Source organism: Enterococcus plantarum, from assembly GCF_001730295.1.
Classification (GTDB): Bacteria; Bacillota; Bacilli; order Lactobacillales; family Enterococcaceae; genus Enterococcus_L; species Enterococcus_L plantarum.
The window spans coordinates 160,068-186,435 of the sequence record NZ_MIKA01000023.1; the positions used below are offsets into that span (position 1 = coordinate 160,068).

A 26,368-nucleotide genomic window follows, 5' to 3' on the forward strand; every position below is an offset into this window, starting at 1 on the left:
TCAATTATCTATTTGGTAGAATACCTTCTACTTCACTATGTGGACGCGGGATTACATGAACTGATAATAATTCACCAACACGTTCTGCAGCTGCTGCCCCGGCATCCGTTGCGGCTTTAACAGCACCTACATCGCCTCTAACCATTACAGTTACAATGCCGCCACCCACAAATTCTTTTCCAATCAGTGAAACATTTGCTGCTTTTACCATCGCATCTGCTGCTTCGATTGATCCGATCATTCCTTTTGTTTCCACCATTCCTAATGCATCATGTTTCATATTGTTCTTCCTCTCATTTTTGATTTAAAAAACGCTTTCTTTTTGACAAATTCATAATATTCGATACCCCTAAGGGCGTAGTCAATCTATTTTTTATTTTTTTTTTGGTATGTAACACAGTTCACTCTGTACTAGTACAGAAGGGATTCTTAATTGGATTTTCTAATTGAGAATCATTGAGAAAAACAGCGCTAAATCGGCTCTTTAATAAGAGCTGATAATTATTCTTATTCTAATTCGTACTTTTAGTAAGCATTTTTTTGTAGTACACTACATGATCATTTTTTCACATGAAGAAACACTTGCTGTTCTCCAATCATGCCATTACGTACTCTCTTTCGAATAGACTGAAAAAATAAATAACGATTTTAGGTATTGAAAAACCACTATTGAAAGCTCTATTGAATCTTTTAATAACGCCTAAAAAGGTTCCCCTTTAGGGGAACCTTTTGTATTTCCTTACAAAAAAAAGGAGTCACAATCCAAATGGATCGCTTACTCCTCCTCTAGCCTAACATCTAATTTTTTCGGCTGGTATCAATAGTTCAACAACAAACTTATCGACATTCATAGTCGACCAATAATCAATGACATACCGTTGAAACACTTCGTTTTTACAGCGGTAATGATTTGCTTTTGCCCACGCTTTCATTTTTTTATATTGTTGACCGATATTGGCCAAATCACCGAAATGATAGCTAGATAAAAACATCTGTCCACCAATCATTCTCTTTGGCATATTCATATTTTGCGCATGAATCGGCTTTTGCATGATCATCATTTTTGAACAGTGAAAGTCCTCTTCTCCACAATCTTCAAACCGTAAAATAACTGGTCCTGTGATTGCACATTTTTGTTCTTCTAAATAGTTTACCCAAGGAATATTGATGACGGCATCCATATAATTTTGACTAAATTCTTGCTCTAAAAATACATAGTTTTCTTGCTCGAAGTATTTAACATTGACACTTCGCATGCTATTTTCGCTCGCAATCGTTCCTTCTCTAATCAAACCCAACCAATCTGATACAGCAGTAAAACTATCAAAAATTCGTTGCTCTTCAAGTTTTAGTTCTTCTAGCTTCGTCAAAAACATCGTTTCGTGATAAAAATAATCCCCTGACTGTTGAACCCCTTTCATTTCCTGTAATTTAAACCCCATTTGTTTATAATACTTGATTACAGGTATGCTGTTCATTGTTTCTTCCGTATAGTACCGATAACCATTATCCAGACTGACATGATCCGGTTTCAACAAGCCTAGTTGCTCATAAAAACGTAACGTTTTGCGGGAAACATTACATAATTTAGCAACTTCACCAATAGAGTACATTTGATTAGTCTTTTTAGATAGTTTAGTAGTATTCATTAGACATCTCCATTACTCGCAACCACTTATATTATTGAGAATATCTGCACAATTGTCAAGTGAATTTCGAGGTTATTGGTATTTTATTTTTTTGTAAACTCATCATCACTATCGTTGAATATACTGGTACAATTTATGAAACTAGCCTATTTAGTTAATGTAAAAAAGATATAGCTATTGACGATCCCATTTCTATTCCTTTCTTTCACTCTTTTTAGATACGTAATGTGCTACTAATAAAAAATCAATCGATTGATAGAGACGCCTAAGTAGATAATTTCCTTTTCCGCCGATCCGTGTTAAGAACGACATAGCAGTTTCTTTATAGGTCATCACTTTTTCTCCTTCATAATTAGCCAAATTCTAAGCAAAAGATACACAGAAACTAAATAAACACTCATCAGAATTAAACTCCATCTGTTGAAAAATGCTTTATTTAGGTCCTGCCTGCATTAACAGTCACATGCCTATTATTAATTATTCTAAAGATATTATTTTTTGAGGAAACGTAACAATATAAAGTAATTTACACTCTAATTATATACTTATAAACACATTGATTCAGATTATTCAAATGTACAACACATAATTCAAATCTTAATTCAACGAGGTCTTGCCAAGTAAGCTGCAGAAACCTCGTTAAATTGATCACTAAAAAATAATTTAGTTATTTTAAATAGTTATTCAATATTTTCTTATAAATATATGTTATTATTTTCACTTCGTAACATCCCAGTCATAAACCCAGGTTTGCCATCCATTTGCAGCTTCCGAATAAACTAACAATGTATTCCCATTTCTAATTTTGACTAAAAATGATCGAGTTGTTTTATTCTCAATAACGATTGCATCACCATTTACCCAATGCGTAGCAGACGCTTTAAGTTTTACATAATCGCCTCGTTTGAATTGATTATTTGGAGCTTTCTCTGCTTCTGAAACTTTGATCCAGCCATGAATTGTTGCATCTTCTTGTGATTGGATGCGAATTGTATTGTCCCTATTTCTTTGTAAAACATTATATACGCTATTGTATTCATTCAACTTGATCGTCACATTTGAACTGACTCCTTTGTAATTTTTCCATTTCGTTGCAAATTGTCCAAACGTGACTTTTTCATTTGCTTGAATATTATTTGGATTACCATACGAGCCCGTTTTACTTACTTTAAATTTACTTACTAAAATACAGTCCCAATCATATGTCCAAACTTCCCATCCACCTGCAGAATCAGCGTATAAAAGCAATTGGTTCCCTTTACGTGCTTTTACATGGAATATACGTGTCGTTTTGTTATCAATATTGATCGCATTTCCATTGACCCAATGACTTGCTTGTGGGCGAAGTTTTACAACATCATTTCGTTCAATACTGTTGTTTGAAGCAAGTTGAATATCTCGTTCATAAACATTTCCCCCCCATGAATTATCCATCATGCGAATATAAATTGTACCATCATCATTTAAGCGATTTACTCGGAAATTTCGAACCATACTGAAAAAACCAATTTTTGTACCACCTACCCAATTCATTGCGATGTTAGTAAAGGTCACAATTTCCCCTACCTTAAATTTTTTAGAAGGTGTTGGTTTTGGTGGGCGTGTGGCAGTTGCTGATCTGTATACTGTAATCGGTGGTTGACCATTCGCAATCCAAATATTATTATGCGGATTTGTTGTAATACCGTTATATCCAAAGTTACAGTGAAGAATATTTGCTGAACTATCAACAAAAATCCCAGTATGTCCGTATTCCCCACCAGATGCTCCCCGAGTTCCCCAAATAAAAATATCTCCTCTTTGCACTTCAAAAACACCATTTGTCTTTGGAATTTGTTTCCAATTATTTCGTTCTAAATCACCAAACAAAGTATCTGTATTTCCCATACTTCCATCAGGTAAAAAAACCACCAGCTCTTAGCGAAAAGTAAACTGCTGAACTACAATCATAACTATTCGGTCCTAGACGACTGGTCATACTGTAAGAAACCTTTCCTTCTCTATCTTTCATCCATTTAATCATTGTTTCAATATTTCCCATTATTAATTCCTCCTGTTTCAAATTAGTTAACGGCGCCATTAACTCGATTACATTTTAACGAACTTAAAGAGTTAAAAACCATCCATTTACTCCTAAACATCTGTCTAAATACTTTCTTATTACTTTTTTGAATTTTAAAGTCTTAAAAAGTAAATGAATATAAAAAAGAGCTAATCAATCATGAAAATTTCACAACAATTGATCCAGCTCAAACAGCAATATTCAACTTTATCGAGGCATATAAAAAGACAAAACTCTACTACATTTCAGTTATAAAAAAATGATCTACAAACTTAATGCCAGCAAAAACTGGAAGTACAACAAATCCACCAAATGTTTGAAATAAAACTAGTTCTAAAAAAACTAATTAGCTCTGAACCGATATTCAAAACAAATAACGCTGTAAGAGTGTCTAAAAATCGCACGTCTCGATGGACTACATGTAAATTTTGAAGGAAATATATTTAAACTGTTCAGTGTCTTCTTTCGATTTAAAAATGTCTGGTCGACGTCAGCGAATAGACAATAGATACCTGATTGACTTAATAACTTAACTACCCACCCTTAATTATCGTCCACTCCACCTTGGTCGGGCAAACTACTATCAATCCCAATAAAGCTTTTCACTTCATTTGGATACTCATTGATATAAGCAAGTGAATAAACACCAGAAATAGAATGTCCTACTAAGTGATACGAGCTGATATTCAACTGCTTCAACGCCTGATGAAGCTCACTCGTTACATTCTCAATTGAACGTACTTTATCCGTGTCATCACTTAACCCATAGCCGAATGGTTCCACCATGACGACCTGATATTCTTTTGATAACTCATTCACTAGCGGTTGAAAAGCAAGTACAGGAGAACTTGTTAGATAACCTGGTAACAACACCATTTTTTCGTCACCTTTCCCAGTCACTTGAACACGTAGAGATTTGTTATCCACTTCCACTTCTTGACCATAAGGAATAATTTTTTTAGTTTTGTTTTGTAGTTGTATTTTATTATTTGCGTAAATTCCGACAAAAACAAGAAGCACAACCACCAATAAACTTCCGACTAAGATACCTAAAACCCTAACTATTTTTTTCATAGTCATTCCTCAAATCTGTCCGTTTTTCAAAAAATTGGTTGTTTCTTTTACGATTGTTTCCATTTGTGTGTGGTGTAAATAATGGGCACCTAGCAATTGAATCCATTCTCCTTTATCTAACTCTCTCACCTGATCTTGATGCATCTCAAGCCAATTTTTTTGATTCCTATCATTATCTGCAACAAATAATAAAACCGGCATATTTTTTGGATACGTTAAGCCACGAGAATCAGTGAAGCTATTCCTTAATTCTTGAAGCTCATCTTTCATCGCAGGACTACTCATGTTCTTCATCGTCAATAACTTAATCTGTTCAAAGTCAGGGTTATCTTGACTCACGCCTAAACCCGTTTCTGGGCTAACTTTGATCAACGCTCGAAAAACACCTGCCGTTTTTAAGAAGTCAAAGACTGACATATCAACACCCGGCCAAGGCTGTTCTGGTGTGCTAGAATCAATTCCCACAAAGCCTTCCATTTCATTTGGGTAAACTCGGGCATAATTCACCGCATAAAGACCTGCAATCGAGTGTCCCATCAACGTGTACTTAGAAATATTTAATTCTTTGGCTACTTGATGGATTTCTTCTACAATATTTTCAACGCTACGACGTCGATTCGTTTGGCTACTTAATCCATAGCCAAATGGCTCAATCGTAACCACACGATACTCTTTCTTCAACTCCTCGATCATCGGTTTAAAATCTAAATAAGGACTGGCTGTTCCTTGCCCTGGTAAAAGTAAAATCGTTTTCTTTCCTTTACCTTCATCGACAATGTTTATCTCACCATCAAAGACTTTTAATTTCTCACCATAAGACTCAATTCGTTTTGCTTCACTTTTTAAACTTATCTGGTGAATCGTAAAGGTAATTACTAAGGACACAATAAGGATGGTGATTATACCTAAGATTACTTTGCCAAGTCCTTTTAATAGTCTGACACCTAGTGATTTAGTTTTCAGTTGTTTGGTCATTTAGTTCTGCCGCCTTTATCATAATTTGTTGGTCAAGTTTCTCTAAAAACGTATCACTGATAATTGGCATCCCAGTATTCTCAAGCATTGTTTTGGCAGCCATTAATTTTTCAAAAAAGGTCTCTACTGTATTTGGAAACAACGCTTGAATAAACCATGTACTTAAAATCAAGATCGCTAATTCAGCCATTTGTTTCGGTTGAGCGACTGTGACAGATCCATCTTTATTTCCTTCGATCAAACAGGTTTCTACTAATGGTGCCATGATTTCATTCATCGTTCGAATATACATTGAAAAGAATTTAGGATTATCTAATAAGGTAAAACTAAGGATACGAGACTGACTGGCCTCACTATTGAACATCCCTTCAAATAACAGAGCCTGAATTTTCTCTAATCCATTTAATTTATCTTTTTCCATAATTGCTGTTAAGGCAGATTCGTTAGGAATAAATCGTCTGACGACGGCATCTATGATCTCATCTTTAGATGCATAGTGGTGATAAACGGCTCCTTTGGTTAAACCGTCTAAACCTTTGACGATGTCGGAAATAGATGTTTTTTCGTAGCCTTTTTCGATAAATAATTGTGTCGAAACATCTAGAATTAATGATTTTGCTTCCTCAGCTGTATATTTTTTAGCCATTGTGATCTCTCCTTCTGAAAAAACATTCAATCGGTATGTTTTTATCATACGCTATTTTTGAGGAATGTCAAATTGTATTGATTTTATACTTTTTTTGGCTTCTTATTGGGTATTTCGAATACTTAACGTTCGGTAACGTTTAGTTTTAGTACTTGAGTGATCTCATATAACTCAATATCTAATTGTGGTTCCTTCAATAAAAAATTATCCCATTCTGAAGGCTTTTCTTTCATATAATCACATCAAACCACTCATCATTCTCCAAACTTTCGTATCTGCTTCCTAAAATTCTACACGACACTTTTTATGTTATTTGAATCTTTTACAATCGCTATACTAATTGCTTGAACCATTAGTTACATGTCCTTGATTGCATTTTTAGCTACATCATTTCCTGAAACAATTGATTGCTCATCTGCTGTGACTAATATATCACTATTTAATGTGTTCAATGCTGAAAAAATTTTCTCTCGTAAGTGCATCAGAAACTGTGCTATTACTACTAATTGCTTCCACCAAATCAAACTCCTTTATAAATTTAAACGATTATTTTTAATGATAAGTATGAACTAACATAAGTGTTATCTAATAAAGTTCGGATATGTTTAAAATTATTGGGAATGATTATTTCATACATAGACTTTTAATGAAGTTTTTAAAATTAAAAGTTGCGTATTTGTCTGTCAAACTTTCTTAAAAAAATGAATTTTCGTTTTCTTTAACTGCCAATATCAAACTATTTCTGTCGAATTTATAATATGTAAATAAAAAAGTTGAATAAGTTCTCATTTAGAACATTACTCAACTTTTTGTTTATTCACTTTCTCACACTATTAGAGATCGTGTCACTGCTATTTATAATAATAAATTCTTGAATATTTTAGAAAATTTCGAATGATTTAGAGTAACTAATTCGTTATATCTCTAATTAGTTTATAAAGTTCGTCTCGATCAATTAAGTAAACTCCAGTTTTATGAGCTAATTCTTTTGCAGACTTTGTGAAGTAGCTATTTGTAACCACATAAACATCCTCTAAATCATAAAAGCTTTTTCCTGCATGCGCTTCTTGAACAGCTTTATTCCCAACATTTTTCTTATATCTTTTACATTGATAGCCTATCTTCCGATTTTCTTTTTGTGCTAAAACATCAATCCCTTGGTCTCCTTGATATTGTGTCACTTTCACTTTTTTATAATCTGACTTCCTCAACACATTAGCAAAATAATGTTCGAATTTTTCTCCAGTCATTTGGTCAATGTCTTTTAATTCATAATTTTTATTTCTTTCAATAAAAAATGTAATGATTTTGTATATGTAGTTTAGGAGCATAATTCCTACTACTAACCAAATCACTTTATTTTCTAATAAGGGTTTCACTAATGCTAACCAATCACTTGTATTCATATATTCTCCTATAAACATGTTATTTTAGTATAAACTAAAGCTCACCTTGAATTAACTTAATTGATTCATTGTCTTGCCAAAGCGCTCGATCACCAATCACATATAGACGATACTTGGCCCTTGTCACAGCAACGTTTACAATATTATCGTTTACCCAGCGAACGGCTCCTTTAGCAGTCGAATCACAGCCAAGTAAAAATATCACTTCGTTTGCTTCTTTCCCTTGAAAACGATGAACTGTTCCACAATTTTCTTCCAACCAATAATCTAAATAATCGCCTGCAATTCTTTTTAATGCTTCAGATTGTCCTGCTATCTTTTTAAAACCATTGATCACACTCGTAAATGGTGAAATGACATATAGACTAGGCAAGTCAGGTACTCGCCTAAATGCTTCTTCTACATAAGATAATGCGACTTTAGCTTGTTCTAGAACATGATGATCTTTATCTCCCATTTCTTTTCCAGACACATCTTCCCATTTTGATTCAAGTTTAATAAAGGACTGACTCACTATATCTTTTGGTTTGTTTGTACAGCTTATCATCGTGTTGTTGTATGATAATGCATTAGAAATCGTAAACATTGGCTCTAAACATCTTCTATGAACAATCAACGGACTTCCAACCCACTCTTCTTCTTTTTCGCTATTAAGCAATGTCGTACCAATAACATTGATACTATCGGCAAAACTTTGCACAGAGATTTTTTTATCTTGATAATCGGATAATTCTTTTGTAACAAACAAGCGCATTAAAGCATCAACATCATCTGTAACAATTGGTTCTACTTGTTTTGGGTCTCCTACAATAATTGACTTCTTAAATCGCCATAATGCTCCAACAGCCATTTGTGGGGTTGCTTGCCCAGCTTCATCAATAATTAATTGTCCTAAACTTTTCGGTGTTTCAATTCCATCTAAAAATCTAGCTACTGAGGCAAATGTTGTGGAAATAACAGGTGTAATCAGAAAGACTGTATTCAATAAATGCTCATATGCTGCTCGTTTATCTTTAGTAGAAAAGTGACACATTTCTTGCTCACTATTTTTTCTAAACTTCCATAAGCACCCTAAATTAATTAAATTATGTCTAACATATTTCGACGATAAAACAAAATATTTATTGACTTGTAGTGCCAAATAAAATAGTTTTTCTCTTTCACGATTGTATTCTTCTGTCGTCCAAGGATTCGACAATTGTTCTTTTTCATTATTAGAATGTAGCTGTCTAAAGAATTGCTCATCAATAACCGTAATTCCATCAGCCTTTAAAGTACGTACTTGTTCGATATAATCATTTGTGATCACTTCTTTCACTCTATCAAGAAGAAGGATTTTTTGCTTATCATCGTTAATTGATTCTTCCAAATAAGCAGTTTCATTTTTTATAATTTGAGCATTTTTATTGACCTTTTTATATTCTTTTTCAATCTTTACTTCTTCATTTATAATTACTTTCAATTGTTCTTCAAGTGGATTTCTCGATTTTAAAATCAAACTTTTCTGATTTATAAGTTCATCTCGCTTCATTTTCTCTTCTTCAATTTCTGTCAATCGTTGTGTTGTTAGCCATTTGCCTAAAAATGATTTCGATAAATTTCCGATTATCTTCTAATTCTGTGATTCGTTCTTTACAATTTTTAAGCTCACTTTTCAGACTCTCTAAATGATTGTTTACTTCTTCCACGTTTAGTTCTGAAGACTTTCGTTCAGTGTTTTTTTCTAGTAATATACCTTGTATTTCTTTCATTTTTATTTCAAATACACGTATTCTTTCTTGCTCAGTTTTAAGTTGTTTTTCCTTATGAATGATCTGCTTTTTTAATTCATTTTGCTGTAAGTCTGCCGTATATAGCTTTGAATCTCTGACATTCATTATTTTACTAGTTTCAGAAAGCTTTTGTTGAATTCTCATGACTTTTTCTAACTGCTTTTTAAATATAGATTTAGCATTGGCAAATTCTTTTTTATTATCAAATGAATGAGCTCCAATGTTTTTTATGATGGGATCAACAACTTTGTAGTAATAATCTTTCAAATTTTTTCTCTTTCCAAGCGGAGCAGATATCAACCCCCATTCAGAAAATAAATCTACATTTTCCATTTCTTCGTTATTCTTCAGGTCATGTGCTAAAGCTGAAAAATAGATATCTTTTTGCACTAAATCAACTGTTTTTCGTTTATTGTCTTTCGTAAAACTTGAAAATGAAAATTCAAGTGTGTTTTGTTCTTTAGTTAAATCGAATAATTGTTTAATTTCTTTGCACTGTTCTGATGCTAGTGAGTCATGTAAGCTTTCGTACTCTGGTAAATCTTTGGTTATGTTTTCAACAGCTGCATTATTCGATGAAGCAACTAACATACCATATTTTGAAATTTCGTCATTTTTAAATGCATAATAATTTCCAAACTTCTTATCATAACCATTTTCTTTTTTTGTCCCATCACTAAATGTTCTTTTTACAAATGCATCATCTGCTTGGTCATATTCAGATAATAAAGAAGCTACTTTTACCACATTATGTGCAACAATCTCTTTTAGTAGTGTTGTTTTTCCAGTACCCGGAGGACCATTGACTGAAAAATAATCATCTTTATTCGTCAAATAAGCATTAATCGCCACTTGCTGCATCAATGCTGGCTGATGATCTGATGGCCATTTACCTATGGGTGCATTTGCAGGATCTAATAATTCTTTCAAGAAATTATCTTCAGTACGAATGTTTATTTTTCTAGATTTTTCTTTATCAAAAGAATGAGCCATTAAACTTGTCACATAATTCATAAAGTCTTTTGATGGTAATATCTCCTGCTTTAATTGATCAATTACCATCTCAAAGTCTTTCTGAAAAAAACCTGTCATTAGATCGCTATAATCTTCAAGAGAATCGTTTAATCGTTCCAATTCATCTTTCGTTTTGAATCTAGTATAAATCAATGAGCCCTCAAAAGTCGCTTGAATATTTTTCACCCAACGTTTAACAAATATCTCATAAATATAATCATACATTGATTTTAATAATGTATCATCAACAAATAATTCATCGTGTTCTTTCATAAAATACTTCTCGATATTATCCATGGTTTGGTCATATTCCGCAAGAGACATCTTGTTTTTGATATTGTCTGGATAATGGAAACAAATAGCCGTTCCCCAAAGTAAAGGAGAAACTTTAAGTGATCCTTTAATATATGTTCCTTCTTTTGTTACTTTCAAGGCGTACATACAAATTTTTTCACGATTTTTCTCTACGATTTCTTTTTCTTTTATTAGCGAGAAGAGTGCTTCAATTATACTGTTTCGAGCAACTTTCCCTACCATAATATGAATTGCCGCCCCCTCAAAAGGAAACACCTTTATTACTTCTTCTCTTTTGCTTATTGTTTCTTTCACAGTTGTATTTAAAGGGATATTTTCAAAAATAGTTAAAGAATTTGAATGCACTTTTCGTTTTGATAAAACATCTTTTATCTGTTTTACTTGTAATTTAGAAGGGTATGGAAACTTATTCTGATCAAGAAACTCAACCATTCTCCAATATTCGATAATATCCGTCACTAATTTAGTATTTTCCATTTCAAAAAAACCACTTTTCGTTTTATTTTTAAAACTAATTGTACCATATTATCTTTTACTTTTTGTATTTATTATCCATTTGAAACAAATTTTATTCACAGTGTGTCTTCATTCTCTCCATCATTTCCAATACTAAAAAAGTTAAGCAGTTTTTTGATACAGAAACTCACTCAACTCCCTTACTTTTATAAAACCAATTTTTTAAAGTTTTTTTCAAATCATTCCTTCTTAATCATCTAGTTTGTTGTCCTTCTAGAATTGGCAGATAGACGTCTTTGCCCCAAATTTCAGGATGATAGTTTTAGTATAATTATAAATTCCGAATTTTTGTTCGCTTTTTTCCTCTGTTCGCCTTGATTCTCGCTGTCGATTTTTTTATACTTAGTGTATAGAATGGAAATAAAAAAAGCTGAGTAAGTCCTGATTCAGAACATCACTCAACTTTATGACAATTTAATCCTTGGCACCTTTTTGTTTGGCTGGCACCGAACGGAAATGGTCTTGAAAACAGCAGGAACTGTCCGCACAAGTATGCCAATAGTAAACGAATCTCTAGCTTTTTTGTTGTGTCTCTTTTTGATCTACCACTAGAAAGGATTGCTAGGTTTCTTTAAGGTACTATTGACTTATTCAGGTATTGGACATTGCGCCAATGCCTTTTTTATTTCTATTCTAGGTCTGATTTTTATCGATGGTGGTGATAATGAAACGTAGCGATGTACAAGTTTAAAAATAGAAAAATAAAAAACGGCACCTTACAACCTGACTGGAATCACGTTGCAAGGCCCCGGATAAACAGCAACGACTGCTTATCCGAGTTGCCGATAGCGCGTACCGAAGTACTCGCATGTTTTATTGTACTTAATTTTGATTGATTTTACTAGTCTCTTTGCTGGATTCTTCCATCTTTTTGACGATTTCATGTGTTCTTTGGCGAACTATTGCACACGATGAGGCACAGATAGGTCTGATCGTTTTTTATTTTCCTGTTGGTTTTTCAAAAAAATAGGAATGGATGTGTAGTGATGAGTAAAGAACAGAATTTGAAGGCGGTACCTTATCAGGATATTTTGGATGTGCGGAGTGAGTTAATCAAGCTTCGATCTTGGCAGAAGTCGTTGGTTTATTTGGATGAGTTTTTTGATGGAAAGGTTACGAGGAATAAGAAGGATATGCGGATGCGGTATTATTCTTGTCAGCAGTTGTATCAGGTTTTTTCTGGGGATTTTGAGGTAGTTTTGAAGGAGAGTGAGGAGATTGTAGCGAGGATGGTTCAGAGAGGGAAAATATAAATTAGATAAAAGCTGAAAACGAAATTATTTTCAGCTTTTTTGTTTATTTTCATGTTTATGGTAGCGCCAAGATTGTTTGATAAGACTAGCTATATATTCAATATTTTGATTGTCCTTCATAAGAATTTCATAATCACCATTGCCCCAATGTCCCGTTTCACTTACATTTCTAGCTGTATGTTCTGGATCATGAAGTTCACCATATTTTAAATTAATCCAAATTTTTAACGCTTTTTTTTGAATATGAATATCAACAATATTTCGTTTTAGCTTGAAAGAATTATATAGTTTTACTGGTTTAATTTGAATTGCACTATCCCAACTTAAAATAAGCTCCTTTAGCTCTTCATAAAGTTCTTGAATCTCTTCAGAGCCTTTAGCAACATGTTCCTCTTCTGTGTATACTTTGATTTCCTTAGATAGGCCTTTTCTATTTATATCTTCTTTTTTGTGATTGGCAGTTATATTTTGCTTAACTGTAGTTTTAGCTAACATCTCTACATTCATTAGCCCATTCTTGTAATTCTGCACCTTAACTAAATCTATTGGTAAATCTGGATTATTTATTGCGCCAAACTGATAACTAGTATAGTCATTCGCGACAAAAATGATACGTGTTTGTGACCACTCAATATCATTGATACGTTTTATCTGATCAGGATATTGTTCATTGTAGCTTAGTACAAATTCACCTTTATGAGCGACCAATGTATTTAAATATGCATAACCTTGATCGATCACGCTAAAACGTTTCCCTTTTTTATATTCGATGATCACGAAACTTTTTGTTTCTTCATCATACGCAACGGTATCAAGACGAAAGTTATCTACAGAGAATTCTGTAGAAACAAATTTCAAGTTAAATAAAATATCTAAATTAGTTTCGATTAATGTTTGTAATTCTTTTTCGTTGGTAAAAACTTCTTCTTGAATTTCTGTCATTTCTTGTTTGTTTACATTATAAAGAACCAAAACAACACCTCCGTATTACGAATAAAAATTAGTTATTTCTTAGTTTTTCTGTTAAAAATTGTAACTCTTCTATTTTTTTTACAATACGTTTTTGTTCATTTAGAGGAGGTAACGGTATAGGTAGATTTTCCATTTTTTCTTTTGTTATATGAATCATTGTTGAACCATTAGAATTTTTCTTTATTTCATTTTTATTCTCCTTCAAAAAATAATAAATATATTCCTTCATTTTGACTTCAAATAATTCTAACTTCCAAATATGATAATGATAAATTACTTTACCTCCATTCCAAATTTTTGGTCCAAAGGAAGCTGACCAAGCATATAATAAATCTCCTGATTCAGCATATTTATTATCGCTTAAAACCAGGTCAGAGTAATACCAACTTTTATTTGTAAAAAAATTTCCTACTCTTAAAACAGGTGTTAAAGTAGAATTAGAAAGGAGTTCATGCTTTTTATAAGCTCTTCCATTCAACAAGTTCATTACATCTTTTAAACAAACCCACTCCCAATTTTCGGGAATGTGATATGGTATCTCTTTTTCTATAAATGAAGATACTAACTTTTCTCCTTTTGTTCTTTTTTCTTGAATTTCTCCAATCAGGTCACAAGCGGGTTCGTCAGTTGAATTTTGTTTCACTAATTTTCCTTGCATTGCTACTTCTAGAATCTTCTGATCCATTAAATCTGTCAATTGATTAAAATCTTGTAAACTTTGTTCTAACAAATCAATTTTAGAAAATAGTTCTTCTATTTTTTTTACAATACGTTTTTGTTCATTTAAAGGGGGAAAGGGAATAATTTGATTTAATAAATCATCTCTTGTTATTCCAGGTATCATGCTTTTGGCAGTCATTTTTAAACTTCTCATTCTTAAATCCAAATACTTCTTTAAATATAGTAACTCTATACAATTAAAAGTATCTCTAATTGCCATTACTTGTCTAGCTATATGAGCTCTTTCAATATTTAAAAAAGCTTGTTCTCCTATAGTACCTTTAACAGTGATTAACAAGTCATTTTTCTTTGATAAAACACTAGGCTTTTCTGTCCATCTATTAATAGAAAGACGACCATTTTCAAAGTTACTTGCTCCCGTAATGTAAGGTACTAACTTATCATCTGTATTGTATTCAGTTGCTTTTAAATCACGACCAGAAATAAGTTGAACAACTTCTCCCATTCTAACCCATTTCCAATTTTTTGGTATCTCAAAAGGTGCTTCTTCATTAGTGATTTTATGAAGTTTTTTTTCTTTCTTTAGTTTCTTTTCTTCAATAAGCTGTTCTTTTTTTTCTTGCATTTTTTTCAATAACTGTTCTACAGGTTCATCAGTTAGATCTTGCTCGACCAATTTACCTCGCATTGCTAAATCTAATATTTTTTCTTTCAAGACTTTTGTATCAATCATTGATCAATCTCTCCCAACAAGCTTTCCAACTCAGAAACCGTAGTTGAAATAATTTGAGATTTTTCCTTCATTAACTGTAGCATTTCATCGAGTGTGTAGTCTGGTGCAGTACTCTCTGCTTCCAACCATGAAATATCTAACGTTGCATTATTACGAGCCATGATTTCTTCTATCGTATATTTTCGCCAACGTCCATTAGAATTTTCAGGTGTATATATTTCTTTTCGTTCTTCAATATTTTCTTGGTGATAACATGCAATAAATTCTTCAAAATCTTGTATCGTCAAAGGATTGCGTTTTCCAAGGGAGCGCATATTATTTCTCATATCATAAATCCAAACTTCTTTTGTATTATTTTTTTCAGAAGTACCTCTCTCAAAAAACAATACATTGGTTTGTACTCCTTGAGCATAAAAAATACCTGTCGGTAGACGCAAAATAGTGTGAACATTACATTTATTCATCAAGTCACGTCGAATTTGTTCTCCGATACCATCAGCAAATAAAACATTATCTGGAACAACAACCGCCGCACGAGATTTACCGTTTGGTTTTAACGAATTATAAATTGTTTGTAAAAAATTTAACTGTTTATTAGAGGTTTCAAATGTCAAATCATCACGAGTTGCCCGCTCTCCACCTTTTTTTGTACCAAAAGGTGGATTGGTTAACACCACATCAAAGTCTTTCATCCATTTCCCATTCGTAGATAATGAATCCCCCAACTCTAAACGACCTTCAATATCATGTAGCAAAGCATTCATCAATGCTAAACGATGTGTTCCAGGTACCAATTCCATTCCTGAAAAAGCTTCCTTTTTTTGAAATTCAGCTAAGTCAGGTGCAATATCAAAATAATGATCAAATTTATTTTTTAAGTAATGGTCTGCCGCTATCATAAATCCAAATGTTCCAGCTGCTGGATCATTTAAGCGCTCACCTAGTTTAGGGTCTAACAATTCAACCATGACATCAATTAATACTCTTGGTGTAAAGTATTGACCAGCACCAGATTTCGTTTCGCTTGCATTCTTTTCCAGTAATCCTTCGTATAAATCACCAAGACCTTCTTCTTTGGCATTATACCAGTCTAAATCATCAATTGCCTTGATAATTTTTTCTAAATTCTTTGGTTCATCAATCGTTGTTGAAGCATTGTGATAAATCATTTGCAAACGTGAGTCTTTAGCGATTTTAGGATTTGATAAATCCGTTAATAGTTTTTGATAAAACGTTTTTAACTCTAATCCTTCTTTAGAAACTAAATCATCCCAACGATATCCTTCTGGAATTTTGCTCTCAGAGCGATCTCCTTGTTCCTTCATCATTTTTAAGAATAAAATAAATGTTAATTCTGTCACATAGTTTTGATAGCTAACACCATCATCTCTTAAGACATCCGCTAACTTCCATAATTTCTGAACAATTTCGTTATTTGTCATTGTTTCTCCTCTTCCTCCACAATAGATTCGGACCCTTTTTCAAGAGTCCGAATCTTATTATGCATATAAATTATCATTTATAACTTCTACAATGGTATCGACATCATCTTTAAAAATCTGCTTCATTCGATTATACCCACCACTATCTTCAAAAAGTTGATTTTCCTCAAAAAACTCTTTCGCAGTTGGAGCAAGCACTGTTGTTTGAAGAAGTTGCTTTTCAATACGATTTAACCAACTTTCCTGTATATTCGTCCAGTCTGACATTTGATAAACTTTTTCCATTGCATTTTTAATTCGTTGCTCATGAGGTACCAATGGACTTCCTAACGCAGCTTGACGAATAAAACTGATAATATCAGCAGCAATTGTTTCTTTTTTTTCTTTTTTCCAAGCAGACTGTAAGTCTTTTTCATCAAAGTGCTTTTCTTTTAACGTCAATCGAATACTTCTCAAGTCGACTATTGTCAATTCTTTTGGTCGTTTTACAACAATTTGTAATGCAGGAATCAAGTTCATATTTTCTCTTATAAATCGATTAAAACTATCTAAATAATCTCCGGGTCTTTCATTCCCTTCTCCATACCCGCGTGTTTCATCAATAAACGTATCTTTATGATTTGAGATGTACATAGAATAGCGAACATTTTTTGACTGAGCCATTCGTTCAATTTGTTTCACTTGAGATTGTAGTTCTACTTTACTCATTTCTTTTAAATTTTGCAACCATTTATCAATGGAATCTACATTATTTCTCTCCATAAACTCTTCCTCTTGCTTTTCAGTTAAGGATTGCTTTTTTCGTTGTAGCTTTGCAATCAATTCTTTCTTATAAAAATTGAACTCTTCCTCTGATTTTGATTGAAGACTTTCATCTAACAAGTAAGTAATTGAATGGTTTGGATTCTTAACGACTGGTTTCATATCAGAAATTTTCTGTAAACCATCATATAAATGTACAGCATCGTAGATTTTAAATGATTCTTTTCCGATACGCTTACACAACCTTGTTGCTCTTCCTAACATTTGGTCGTAAAGAATTCTTGAACGAACTCTTCTTAAGAAAACTAGATTACAGATCTCAGGAACATCAATTCCCGTTGTTAATAAGTCCACTGTCACTGCAATACTTGGATACTTTTCATTTTTAAATCGCTTAATCATTTGCCCCGAATCATAGATAGCACCTGTAATCTTTTCAATTGCATGTTCTTCAACAATAACACCTTTATCAGAATAAATTTCTTTTAATAGTTTTACAATTTTATCTGCATGCTGATCATTTGCCGCAAATATTAAGGTCTTTTCTTCATCATTTGGATGTATATCTTCGGTTAATCGATCTAGAATTACTCGATTAAATTCTTCTGTCATCACTTTCCTATTAAACTTATCGACTTCGAATGACAGATTATCTTTAAGCTTTGTTTTATCAATTGACTGGCTTTCATTATTCCATACATCAATTTCTTCATCTTTAACAAAAGAAATACCATTCTTAGAAAGCTCAGTTTCAAATTTGTAAGGTGGTTCATGGTCTACAAGATAACCATCCACCACCGCATCGGTATAAGAATACGTATAGATTGGTTCCCCAAAAATTTCTGTTGTATGCAAAGCTGGTGTTGCTGTTAAACCTAAGACAGTAGCGTCAAAGAAGTCTATGACTCTACGATATTGACTCACGTAATCATTCTGATTCATGTATAATAAAGCCTCATCTGACATTTCTCTGTCTTCTGTATATCCTCTATGCGCTTCATCCACAATAATAAAATCATATTGTCCTATCGAAGGTTTTGATTTTTCATTTCCGCTATAAAAAAGTCGATGTACCATTCCTTGAACTGTTGAGATTTGAATCCTAGTTGTATCTTCTGGCATAGCATCCGTAACTTCTTTGACATCATAGATGTCCGAAAAAGCTAATTTTTCAATTTTCGTATCTTTTAATGCATCTGCTGCCTGTGTGCCTAACGCAGTTCTGTCTACCAAAAATAGAACTCTACGAACTCTATCGGTTTTAATTAATCGATACATCAGAGCCAGAGCAGTTCTAGTCTTCCCTGTTCCCGTTGCCATTGCGAGCAACATTCTTTCTTTATTATCTTTTAAACCAGCTTCTACAGCTTTAATTGCTTCAATTTGGTAGTTTCTTTCGGCAAACTCTGGATAGGGCTCATTTTGAAGTTCTTGATCTGCAGCTTGCTCATCACTTTTTAGTTTTTGTTCTAAATCTTTTGGGCTATGCCATGCCTCCAATGCTCTTTCAGCTTTTTGAGGTGTACGGCTATCCCAAAAGTAAATACCTGATTTTTCTTCAATTTGTTTCAAATAAGGACGCCCATTCGTTGCATAGATAAAAGGAACTTTATAATCTCTATCAGAATAAAACAACTCAGTTCCTTCAATTGATTGAACGTTCTTAGCATATTCCTTTGCTTGTCCAATATCTCCTGGTATGTCTTTCTCATATTTCTTTGCTTCAACAATACCAATTAACTTAGTTCCATTAAACAAGGCATAGTCTGCCCACTTATCTCCGCATCTCCATTCTGCAATTGCCATTTTTCTATTTTTTTTAGGCATCGTTTTATTTATTTTGAAATTCAGCTCTTTAGTATCACATTCCCAACCTGCATCTCTCAATTGCTGATCAATTAATACTCTTGTATCTTTTTCGTCTAATGGGTATTGAGAAGTAAACTTCTTTGATGCCTCTCTTCTTTCCTTTTTTGTCTCTGAAGTTTGGGAGATTCCTTTTAGTAAATCTAATGTTTTCTCAAATTCTTTTTGTTGTTTTAGCAGATGGTTTTCTAATGTTGCAATTTTACTTTCTCGTATAGAATCCTCGTCCACTAAGGTTTGGAATTCAGGCGCTTTAAAGGTATGAATATCGTAAACTTCCATAAACCAGCAACCCAAATAAAAAATAAATTTGACTGATTCTTTTGCTTCATCTGTAGTACCATAATTTCCGTTATGAGCTGCTTTATTCCCTATCATTCTAACCCTATGGAAAATCTCTGTAATTGACTTCGATAAAACACCTTTATTACTTAGATAATTAATTTTATCGCATTGATTAAAACCTTTAGGAATATTCATATTCTCTAATCTAAAAATTGCTTCAACCATGGCTTCACTATATTGCCTCGTTTTAATCAATGAAGCATTTGGATCTTGAAAAGCATTTCTTTGTGCAGCCTCTCCCAAATTTGCTAAATATACCCATTTTTTAGAAAAAAAACTAAAATTACTCTCCATTACTTCTCCTCTTCTCTTTTCAAATCAGACAATAGATTAATTTATCGAAAAATTTCACCACATAATATCAAACTTTTTTATAAAGAATATATTCGATTTTCTTGAGTATGTTATTCCTTAAAGTATGTTCCTCTGTATTCATGGCTTTTTTAAATACATTTTTATATTTCTCCTCGATTGAAATGAATATTAGCGAAGGATTATACAAAAAATATTGCTCTCCTTCTATGTTATTCGGCAAAATCTCCTTAGAAATCTCAAAAGATATAGCTACCCTTCGATTAGTTTGAGCCTGATGAATTAGCGAACACCTGATATCATAATAAAATTGCTCTCCATCTTCAGCACTCGTATTACTGATTAAGTCTGGAATTGCTTTACGATAAGCATCACATACTGAGTTACCACAATCATCAGAATAAACAAAACCATTAACGATTTGAAAATAAAGTTCTATTAAAATACAGTTAACACTCATCAAAATAAATCCCCATTGTTCCTTATTAGGGTCTTTTTTGTCATTCCATTGCTTCATAATTGAAAAATATCGAACACTAATTCTTTTTTCCATAGCTTTAATTAATATATTTAAAAGTTGTTCTTCTTTCCCTTCAATCTCTTCTTTATGATATTCTTTCAATTTATCTTTTAGTTTATTTACAGTATCAACATTATTGAATAATAATTCACTATTTTTGAACAATATTCTCACCTCAAAATAATTGTATCATATTTTTTTCATAAATGTATAAATATATAGGTATAACTAGCAATTATGTATGAAAAAAGTTAGAATCGTTAAGTTAATAACAATTCTAACTTTTAATTTTACCCACCAAATCTTGCTATATATAATTTTGATTAGTAAAAGAAACTAATTACTATTAACTATATCCGTTATCTTAAGCGTTCAATTAATTGTTCTAGAGATTCAGTTAATTGTTTAATCTTAAAACAATCTACTCTACCTAAATCTGTTTCATCCTTCTTATCTAGTATCTCTTTTAAAAACATTTCCATATCTTCAACTTCATTTGCATGAAAGTCCTTGGAGTTAATAACTCTTAGATACTCAGAATTAATAAACTTCCAAAGTAGATCAGCTTTGTTATTATCTGTAACGATATAGCGACTAATTTAATCCTCTATCAACATAGCTTTAAAAATATTATTATTTAAGTAAGAACCCACTTTGCTTCATAATACGTAATACTTCATAATCTTGGCTGAACAAACTATCTAATGATTCACCTAAAATTAAAAAGGCTAGGAATACTGATTTAACAGTATTCCTAGCACATATTAAAGGGTTAACCAACAGACCCTTCCATCTCATAAGAAATCAATCTATTAAGTTCAACCGCATACTCCATCGGCAATTCCTTCGTAAACGGCTCCACAAATCCCATAACGATCATCTCAGTCGCCTCAACTTCAGTCAACCCACGACTCATCAAGTAATAAAGCTGTTCTTCCGAAATCTTCGAAACCTTCGCTTCATGCTCTAACGCCACTTGACTGTTATGAATCTCATTAAACGGAATCGTATCTGATTTCGATTTATCATCCATAATGATCGTATCACACTCAATATGTGAAATCGAGCCAGCACTATCTTTTCCAAACGTTACTTGACCACGGTAATTCACTTCACCGCCGTCTTTGGCAATTGATTTAGAAACGATCGAGCTTGATGTATTTGGCGCATTATGAATCATCTTCGCCCCTGTATCTTGAATTTGGCCTTCCCCAGCAAATGCAATTGAAAGCATTGTGCCACGAGCCCCTTTTCCATCAAGATAAACACTTGGGTATTTCATCGTTGTTTTGGCCCCTAAGTTTCCATCGATCCACTCAACTGTTGCGCCTTCGTAAGCTTTGGCACGTTTTGTTACCAAGTTATAAACGTTATCTGACCAGTTTTGGATGGTTGTATAACGTGTATACGCATCTTTATGAGTAAAGATCTCAACGATTGCTGCGTGTAAACTATTGCTTGTATACGTAGGTGCTGTACAGCCTTCTACGTAATGAACACTTGCGCCCTCATCAACAATAATCAGTGTACGTTCAAATTGTCCTGTGTTTTCCGCATTGATTCGGAAGTATGTTTGTAATGGCACATCCACACGAACACCTTTAGGTACATAGATAAACGTTCCACCAGACCAAACCGCTGAGTTTAGTGCGGCTAATTTGTTATCTGTTGGTGGGACTAATTTTGCGAAGTATTTTTTGAATATATCTGGGTATTCTTTCAACGCTGAATCGGTATCTGTAAAGATGATTCCCAATTTTTGGAATTCTTCTTTCATATTGTGGTAAACCACTTCTGATTCATATTGCGCTGAAGCTCCAGCTAGGTAAGCACGTTCTGCTTCTGGAATCCCGATTTTTTCAAAGGTTTCTTTGATTTTATCTGGTACATCATCCCAGTCACGAGCAGGTTTATCGCTGGCTCTTTGGAAATATTTGATTTTTTCAAAATCAATATCAGATAAATCTGGTCCCCATTCTTGCATGGCCATTTTGTTGAATTGTTCCAATGATTTCAAACGGAATTCCAACATCCATTCTGGTTCTTCTTTCTTACGTGAAATTTCTCTAACAACTTCCTCTGTTAGTCCATTTCCCGTACTGAAAATTGGTTTCACATCATCATGAAAACCAAATTGATATTCTTCTAACTCAGGTACAGTACTCAAATTATCTCACGTCCTTTTCTTGATTCCTTACTGACTTCAACTTATTTATTATTCTTCGCAGTGTAATTGTCCTGCGGTTCCTTGTCCGTCATTTTCAACTGCTTGTTCTAATGCTTTCCAAGCCAATGTTGCGCATTTGATCCGAGCGGGGAATTTTGCTACACCACTAAGCATCGCTGCATCACCTAATTTTTCTTCCTCTGGTACATCATTTCCTTGCACCAGCTGAGAAAAATCTTCAGCCAACTTTTCTGCTTCGGCTAATGTCTTCCCAATCACCGCATCTGTCATCATACTTGCACTCGCTGTACTAATCGAACAGCCACTTCCGCTGAAAGCAATATCTTTAATGACATTGTCTTCAATAGCCACTTGCAATTCGATCACATCGCCACAAGTTGGGTTATTCATTTCGATTTTCTTGCTTGATTCTGCTAATGTTCCATGATGATGAGGATGGCTGGAATGATCCAAAATCACTTGACGGTATAAATTATCTAATCTAGATAGAGCCATGTTGGAAAAACTCCTTTGTCGCTAAAATTGCTTCGATCAATCGATCAGCATCTGCTTTGGTATTATAAAGATAGAAACTTGCACGAGCTGTCGCCGGAACGTCTAAATATTTCAGTAATGGCTGGGCACAATGATGTCCTGCACGAACGGCCACGCCTTCCATATCTAACGCTGTCGCAGTGTCATGTGGGTGTAAGCCATCTAAATTAAACGCCAAAACGCCTGTATGATGGGCTGGATCTTGCGGTCCGTAAACCGTCAGACCTTCAATCGCCAATAGTTTTGGTAACGCATAAGCCACTAATTCCGCTTCATGTTGATGAATTTCTTCTAACCCAATCTCCGTTAGAAAATCGATTGCCGCACCTAGAGCGATTGCTCCAGCAATATTTGGGGTTCCAGCCTCAAATTTCCAAGGCAGTTCTTTCCACGTACTGTCATGCAAATTCACGAAATCGATCATTTCCCCACCGAATTCCACTGGTTCCATTTGATCTAGTAATTCACGTTTTCCATATAATACACCAATTCCAGTTGGACCACACATTTTATGCCCGCTAAATGCATAAAAATCAGCATCGATTGCTTGAACATCTACTGGCATATGAGGGACAGCTTGCGCACCGTCGACAACTAAGACAGCACCGTGACTATGAGCTAGCTTAGCCAACTCTGACACTGGATTGATTACACCTAAAACATTCGATACATGCGCGATAGAAACAATCTTGGTTTTATCCGTGATTTGTTTTTTTGCACTTTCCATATCTAAAAAGCCATCTGCTGTGATTTCGATATATTTTAAGGTTGCGCCTTTTCGTTCAGCTAATTGTTGCCAAGGAATGATATTGGAATGATGTTCCATGTAGGAAATCACAATTTCATCCCCTGCTTCGACTGCTAAATCACCATAGCTTTTTGCAACCCAGTTTAAACTAGTCGTTGTGCCTCGGGTAAAGAGCGTTTCCGCTGTTTCTTTCGCATTGATAAAGGCTCTAACTTTTTCACGGGCATCTTCGTACTCTTTCGTCGCACGTTCTGCCAACGTATGCACACCACGGTGGACATTGGCGTTATCGTGTTCGTAATAATAAGTCAGTTTATCTAAAACTGCTTTAGGCTTTTGAGTTGTTGCTGCATTATCCAGATAAACAAGCGGCTCGTCATTTACTTCTTGAAACAAGATGGGAAACTGCTGCCGAATCTTATCTGCGTTTATCATGCATTCAACTTCCCTTCGATTACGTCTACAAATTCTTTTTGAACATCCTTAACAGGAATCGCTGTGATCACTGAACCTAAGAAGCCACGGATAACCAAACGTTCCGCATCATCTTTACGTAAACCACGGCTCATTAAGTAGTACATTTCTTCTGGATCAACACGACCAACACTGGCTGCATGCCCTGCAGTTACTTCATTTTCATCGATCAATAAAATCGGGTTCGCATCGCCACGGGCTTTATCAGAAAGCATTAAGACACGACTTTCTTGTTGGGCATCTGCCCCTTTAGCCCCTTTTAAGATATGACCAATTCCATTGAAAGTTAATGTCCCACGCTCACGGATAACACCATGTTGTAGAATGTGACCTACAGAGTGAGACGCTTTATTGGTTACACGAGTATCGATTCCTTGTGTTTGTTTGCCCGCACTAATTGCCACAACTTTAACTTCTGAATGAGAGCCTTCACCCACTAAATCAGAATCAAAATCAGCAACTACGTCACCATCATTCATTACACCTAAGGCCCAATCAACAGAAGCATCACGCATAATATGTCCACGACGGTTCATATACGTTGAAACATTTTCGCCTAATTGATCCACAGCAGAATATTTCACTTTTGAACCAGCTTTTGCAATCACTTCAACCACGATATTAGCTGATACTTTTACTTTTTGATCGCCAATTGTTTGGAATCGTTCTAAATAGCTAAACTCACTATGCTCATCTGCTACGATCAATACATGCTTGAAGAACGATTCTTCACTCGCTGAATCTTGTATAAAGATTGCTTCGATCGGTTCTTCAATGACAACATTTTTCGGTACATATAAGAACACACCACTATTCATAAAGGCTGTATGGAACGCTGTTAATTTATCTTCATCCATCTCAACCGCTTTATTCATATAATATTCTTTGACTAAATCGCCATGTTCTTGCAATGCTGTGAACATGTCAGTGAAAATCACCCCTTGATCTGCTAATTTAGCTGAAAGTTGTTCAAACGCTGTGATCGATCCTTGTTGCACGATTACTGGATTGTCTTTCATTGCGTCAAAGCTTGGGATGTTCATTGTTTCAGGTGCATACTCTTCAGTATTCACATTAAACAAAGGCCAACGGTGAAATTTCACACGCTCGATCTTTGGTAATTCTAAGTTTCCAGCTTTTTCTAAAGCCGCTACACGTAAGTCCGTCATCCAAGTAGGTTCTTCGTTACGGGCTGAAAAAGCGTTGATGTCGTCAAGATAATTTGCTGTTGTTATTTCCTTCATTTATCTTGTCCTCCTTATGCTTCTTCTTTGTATTCAATACCTAATTCTTGGCTGATTCCTGCATAGCCTTCTGCTTCTAAACGTTTGGCAAGTTCAGCACCGCCAGTTTTCACGACACGGCCTTCCATCATGATATGCACCACATCTGGTGTGATGTAGTTCAATAGACGTTGGTAGTGAGTGATGATCAATGCACCAAAGTTTTCGCCACGCATTTCGTTTACGCCTTTTGACACAACTTTCAACGCATCGATATCTAAACCAGAATCGATTTCATCTAAGATTGCAAATGTTGGTTCTAACATCAATAATTGTAGGATTTCGTTCCGTTTCTTTTCTCCACCAGAGAAGCCTTCGTTTAAGTAACGTTCAGCCATTTCTTCTGGCATATTTAAAAGGTCCATTTTTTTGTCTAATTTTTTGATGAATTCCATTACTGAAATTTTATCGTCTTCATCACGTTTTGCATTGATTGCGGCACGCATAAATTCAGCATTTGTAATTCCTGGAATTTCACTTGGGTATTGCATTGCAAGGAATAAACCTAAACGGGCACGTTCGTCCACTTCAAGATCTAATACATTTTCGCCATCAAACAAGATTTCGCCTTCTGTGACTTCATAATTAGGATTTCCCATGATCGCAGCAGATAAGGTTGATTTACCTGTTCCGTTTGGCCCCATGATTGCGTGGATTTCACCTGTTTTCATGGTCAGGTTAACCCCTTTTAAAATCTTTTTATCTTCGATTGATACGTGCAAATTTTTAATTTCTAAAACGGACATGTACAATTCCCTCCAACTTAAAATTATTGTTTTATCGTTCTCATTCATTTTATCCTAATTGAGAATGATAAGCAATCTCT

Annotated in this window: 23 protein-coding genes and 1 pseudogene; 2 read left to right on the forward strand and 22 right to left on the reverse strand. The window is 34.1% G+C overall.

Annotated elements, in window-relative coordinates; genetic code table 11:
• Window positions 1–4: 4 nt before the first annotated feature.
• From BCR22_RS09000 to BCR22_RS15960, 5 genes are all read right to left on the reverse strand, one after another.
• Entirely contained in the window at window positions 5–280 is a 276-nt protein-coding gene (locus BCR22_RS09000) for a BMC domain-containing protein (protein ID WP_069654597.1), read from the reverse strand.
• A 511-nt stretch (window positions 281–791) separates the two neighbouring features.
• Window positions 792–1,649, reverse strand: coding sequence for a MerR family transcriptional regulator (locus BCR22_RS09005; protein WP_069654598.1), 858 nt, complete (start codon window positions 1,647–1,649; stop codon window positions 792–794).
• A 192-nt stretch (window positions 1,650–1,841) separates the two neighbouring features.
• A complete protein-coding gene (locus tag BCR22_RS15425) occupies window positions 1,842–1,982 on the reverse strand; it encodes a hypothetical protein (protein WP_167351518.1) in 141 nt (46 codons plus the stop codon).
• A gap of 384 nt (window positions 1,983–2,366) precedes the next feature.
• Entirely contained in the window at window positions 2,367–3,536 is a 1,170-nt protein-coding gene (locus tag BCR22_RS15955) for a peptidoglycan amidohydrolase family protein (protein WP_338030537.1), read from the reverse strand.
• A 7-nt stretch (window positions 3,537–3,543) separates the two neighbouring features.
• Window positions 3,544–3,690: a peptidoglycan amidohydrolase family protein gene (locus BCR22_RS15960; protein WP_338030538.1), complete on the reverse strand. Its 147-nt coding sequence runs from the start codon at window positions 3,688–3,690 to the stop codon at window positions 3,544–3,546.
• 170 nt (window positions 3,691–3,860) lie between these two features.
• Between BCR22_RS15960 and BCR22_RS16100 the strand changes: the two are divergent.
• Window positions 3,861–3,974 (forward strand): annotated as a pseudogene (locus tag BCR22_RS16100) (hypothetical protein); the annotation flags it as partial.
• A 280-nt stretch (window positions 3,975–4,254) separates the two neighbouring features.
• On the opposite strand, the gene BCR22_RS09015 reads toward BCR22_RS16100, so the two are convergent.
• The 7 genes from BCR22_RS09015 to BCR22_RS15050 form a co-directional block, all read right to left on the reverse strand.
• Window positions 4,255–4,785 (reverse strand): alpha/beta fold hydrolase, encoded by a 531-nt coding sequence (locus tag BCR22_RS09015; RefSeq protein WP_069654600.1) that lies wholly within the window; start codon window positions 4,783–4,785, stop codon window positions 4,255–4,257.
• 9 nt (window positions 4,786–4,794) lie between these two features.
• Window positions 4,795–5,760, reverse strand: a complete 966-nt coding sequence (locus BCR22_RS09020; RefSeq protein WP_069654601.1) for an alpha/beta fold hydrolase — start codon at window positions 5,758–5,760, stop codon at window positions 4,795–4,797.
• Window positions 5,738–6,406 carry a TetR/AcrR family transcriptional regulator gene (locus BCR22_RS09025; protein WP_069654602.1) on the reverse strand — a complete coding sequence of 223 codons (669 nt, stop codon included), beginning with the start codon at window positions 6,404–6,406 and terminating at the stop codon, window positions 5,738–5,740. Before BCR22_RS09025 ends, BCR22_RS09020 begins: the two co-directional genes overlap by 23 nt.
• A gap of 356 nt (window positions 6,407–6,762) precedes the next feature.
• Entirely contained in the window at window positions 6,763–6,930 is a 168-nt protein-coding gene (locus BCR22_RS15430; RefSeq protein WP_167351519.1) for a hypothetical protein, read from the reverse strand.
• Window positions 6,931–7,314: 384 nt separating this feature from the next.
• On the reverse strand, window positions 7,315–7,812 hold the full coding sequence (locus BCR22_RS09030; protein WP_083241798.1) for a restriction endonuclease: 498 nt from the start codon (window positions 7,810–7,812) through the stop codon (window positions 7,315–7,317).
• Window positions 7,813–7,846: 34 nt separating this feature from the next.
• On the reverse strand, window positions 7,847–9,343 hold the full coding sequence (locus BCR22_RS15045) for a DEAD/DEAH box helicase (RefSeq protein ID WP_083241799.1): 1,497 nt from the start codon (window positions 9,341–9,343) through the stop codon (window positions 7,847–7,849).
• A 10-nt stretch (window positions 9,344–9,353) separates the two neighbouring features.
• Window positions 9,354–11,390, reverse strand: a complete 2,037-nt coding sequence (locus BCR22_RS15050) for a hypothetical protein (RefSeq protein WP_083241800.1) — start codon at window positions 11,388–11,390, stop codon at window positions 9,354–9,356.
• A 1,025-nt stretch (window positions 11,391–12,415) separates the two neighbouring features.
• Here BCR22_RS15050 and BCR22_RS09040 point away from each other — a divergent pair.
• Entirely contained in the window at window positions 12,416–12,682 is a 267-nt protein-coding gene (locus BCR22_RS09040) for a hypothetical protein (RefSeq protein ID WP_069654604.1), read from the forward strand.
• A gap of 30 nt (window positions 12,683–12,712) precedes the next feature.
• On the opposite strand, the gene BCR22_RS09045 is transcribed toward BCR22_RS09040, so the two are convergent.
• The 10 genes from BCR22_RS09045 to sufC all read right to left on the reverse strand — a co-directional run bounded on the left by BCR22_RS09045 (window position 12,713) and on the right by sufC (window position 26,288).
• Complete coding sequence (locus tag BCR22_RS09045; protein WP_069654605.1) at window positions 12,713–13,654, reverse strand: DUF5655 domain-containing protein; 942 nt, start codon at window positions 13,652–13,654, stop codon at window positions 12,713–12,715.
• Between the two features lie 28 nt (window positions 13,655–13,682).
• Window positions 13,683–15,068: a restriction endonuclease subunit S gene (locus tag BCR22_RS09050; protein ID WP_069654606.1), complete on the reverse strand. Its 1,386-nt coding sequence runs from the start codon at window positions 15,066–15,068 to the stop codon at window positions 13,683–13,685.
• Entirely contained in the window at window positions 15,065–16,510 is a 1,446-nt protein-coding gene (locus BCR22_RS09055; protein WP_069654607.1) for a class I SAM-dependent DNA methyltransferase, read from the reverse strand. Before BCR22_RS09055 ends, BCR22_RS09050 begins: the two co-directional genes overlap by 4 nt.
• Before the next feature lie 57 nt (window positions 16,511–16,567).
• Window positions 16,568–19,777: a type I restriction-modification system endonuclease gene (gene hsdR / locus BCR22_RS09060; protein ID WP_069654608.1), complete on the reverse strand. Its 3,210-nt coding sequence runs from the start codon at window positions 19,775–19,777 to the stop codon at window positions 16,568–16,570.
• 67 nt (window positions 19,778–19,844) lie between these two features.
• Entirely contained in the window at window positions 19,845–20,480 is a 636-nt protein-coding gene (locus tag BCR22_RS09065) for a hypothetical protein (RefSeq protein ID WP_069654609.1), read from the reverse strand.
• Between the two features lie 607 nt (window positions 20,481–21,087).
• A complete protein-coding gene (gene sufB / locus BCR22_RS09070) occupies window positions 21,088–22,482 on the reverse strand; it encodes a Fe-S cluster assembly protein SufB (RefSeq protein WP_069654610.1) in 1,395 nt (464 codons plus the stop codon).
• A 48-nt stretch (window positions 22,483–22,530) separates the two neighbouring features.
• A complete protein-coding gene (gene sufU / locus BCR22_RS09075) occupies window positions 22,531–22,998 on the reverse strand; it encodes a Fe-S cluster assembly sulfur transfer protein SufU (protein WP_069654611.1) in 468 nt (155 codons plus the stop codon).
• Window positions 22,985–24,220 carry a cysteine desulfurase gene (locus tag BCR22_RS09080; RefSeq protein ID WP_069654612.1) on the reverse strand — a complete coding sequence of 412 codons (1,236 nt, stop codon included), beginning with the start codon at window positions 24,218–24,220 and terminating at the stop codon, window positions 22,985–22,987. Before BCR22_RS09080 ends, sufU begins: the two co-directional genes overlap by 14 nt.
• On the reverse strand, window positions 24,217–25,503 hold the full coding sequence (gene sufD, locus BCR22_RS09085) for a Fe-S cluster assembly protein SufD (RefSeq protein WP_069654613.1): 1,287 nt from the start codon (window positions 25,501–25,503) through the stop codon (window positions 24,217–24,219). Before sufD ends, BCR22_RS09080 begins: the two co-directional genes overlap by 4 nt.
• 14 nt (window positions 25,504–25,517) lie before the next feature.
• Window positions 25,518–26,288: a Fe-S cluster assembly ATPase SufC gene (sufC, locus tag BCR22_RS09090; protein WP_069654614.1), complete on the reverse strand. Its 771-nt coding sequence runs from the start codon at window positions 26,286–26,288 to the stop codon at window positions 25,518–25,520.
• Window positions 26,289–26,368 lie beyond the last annotated feature (80 nt).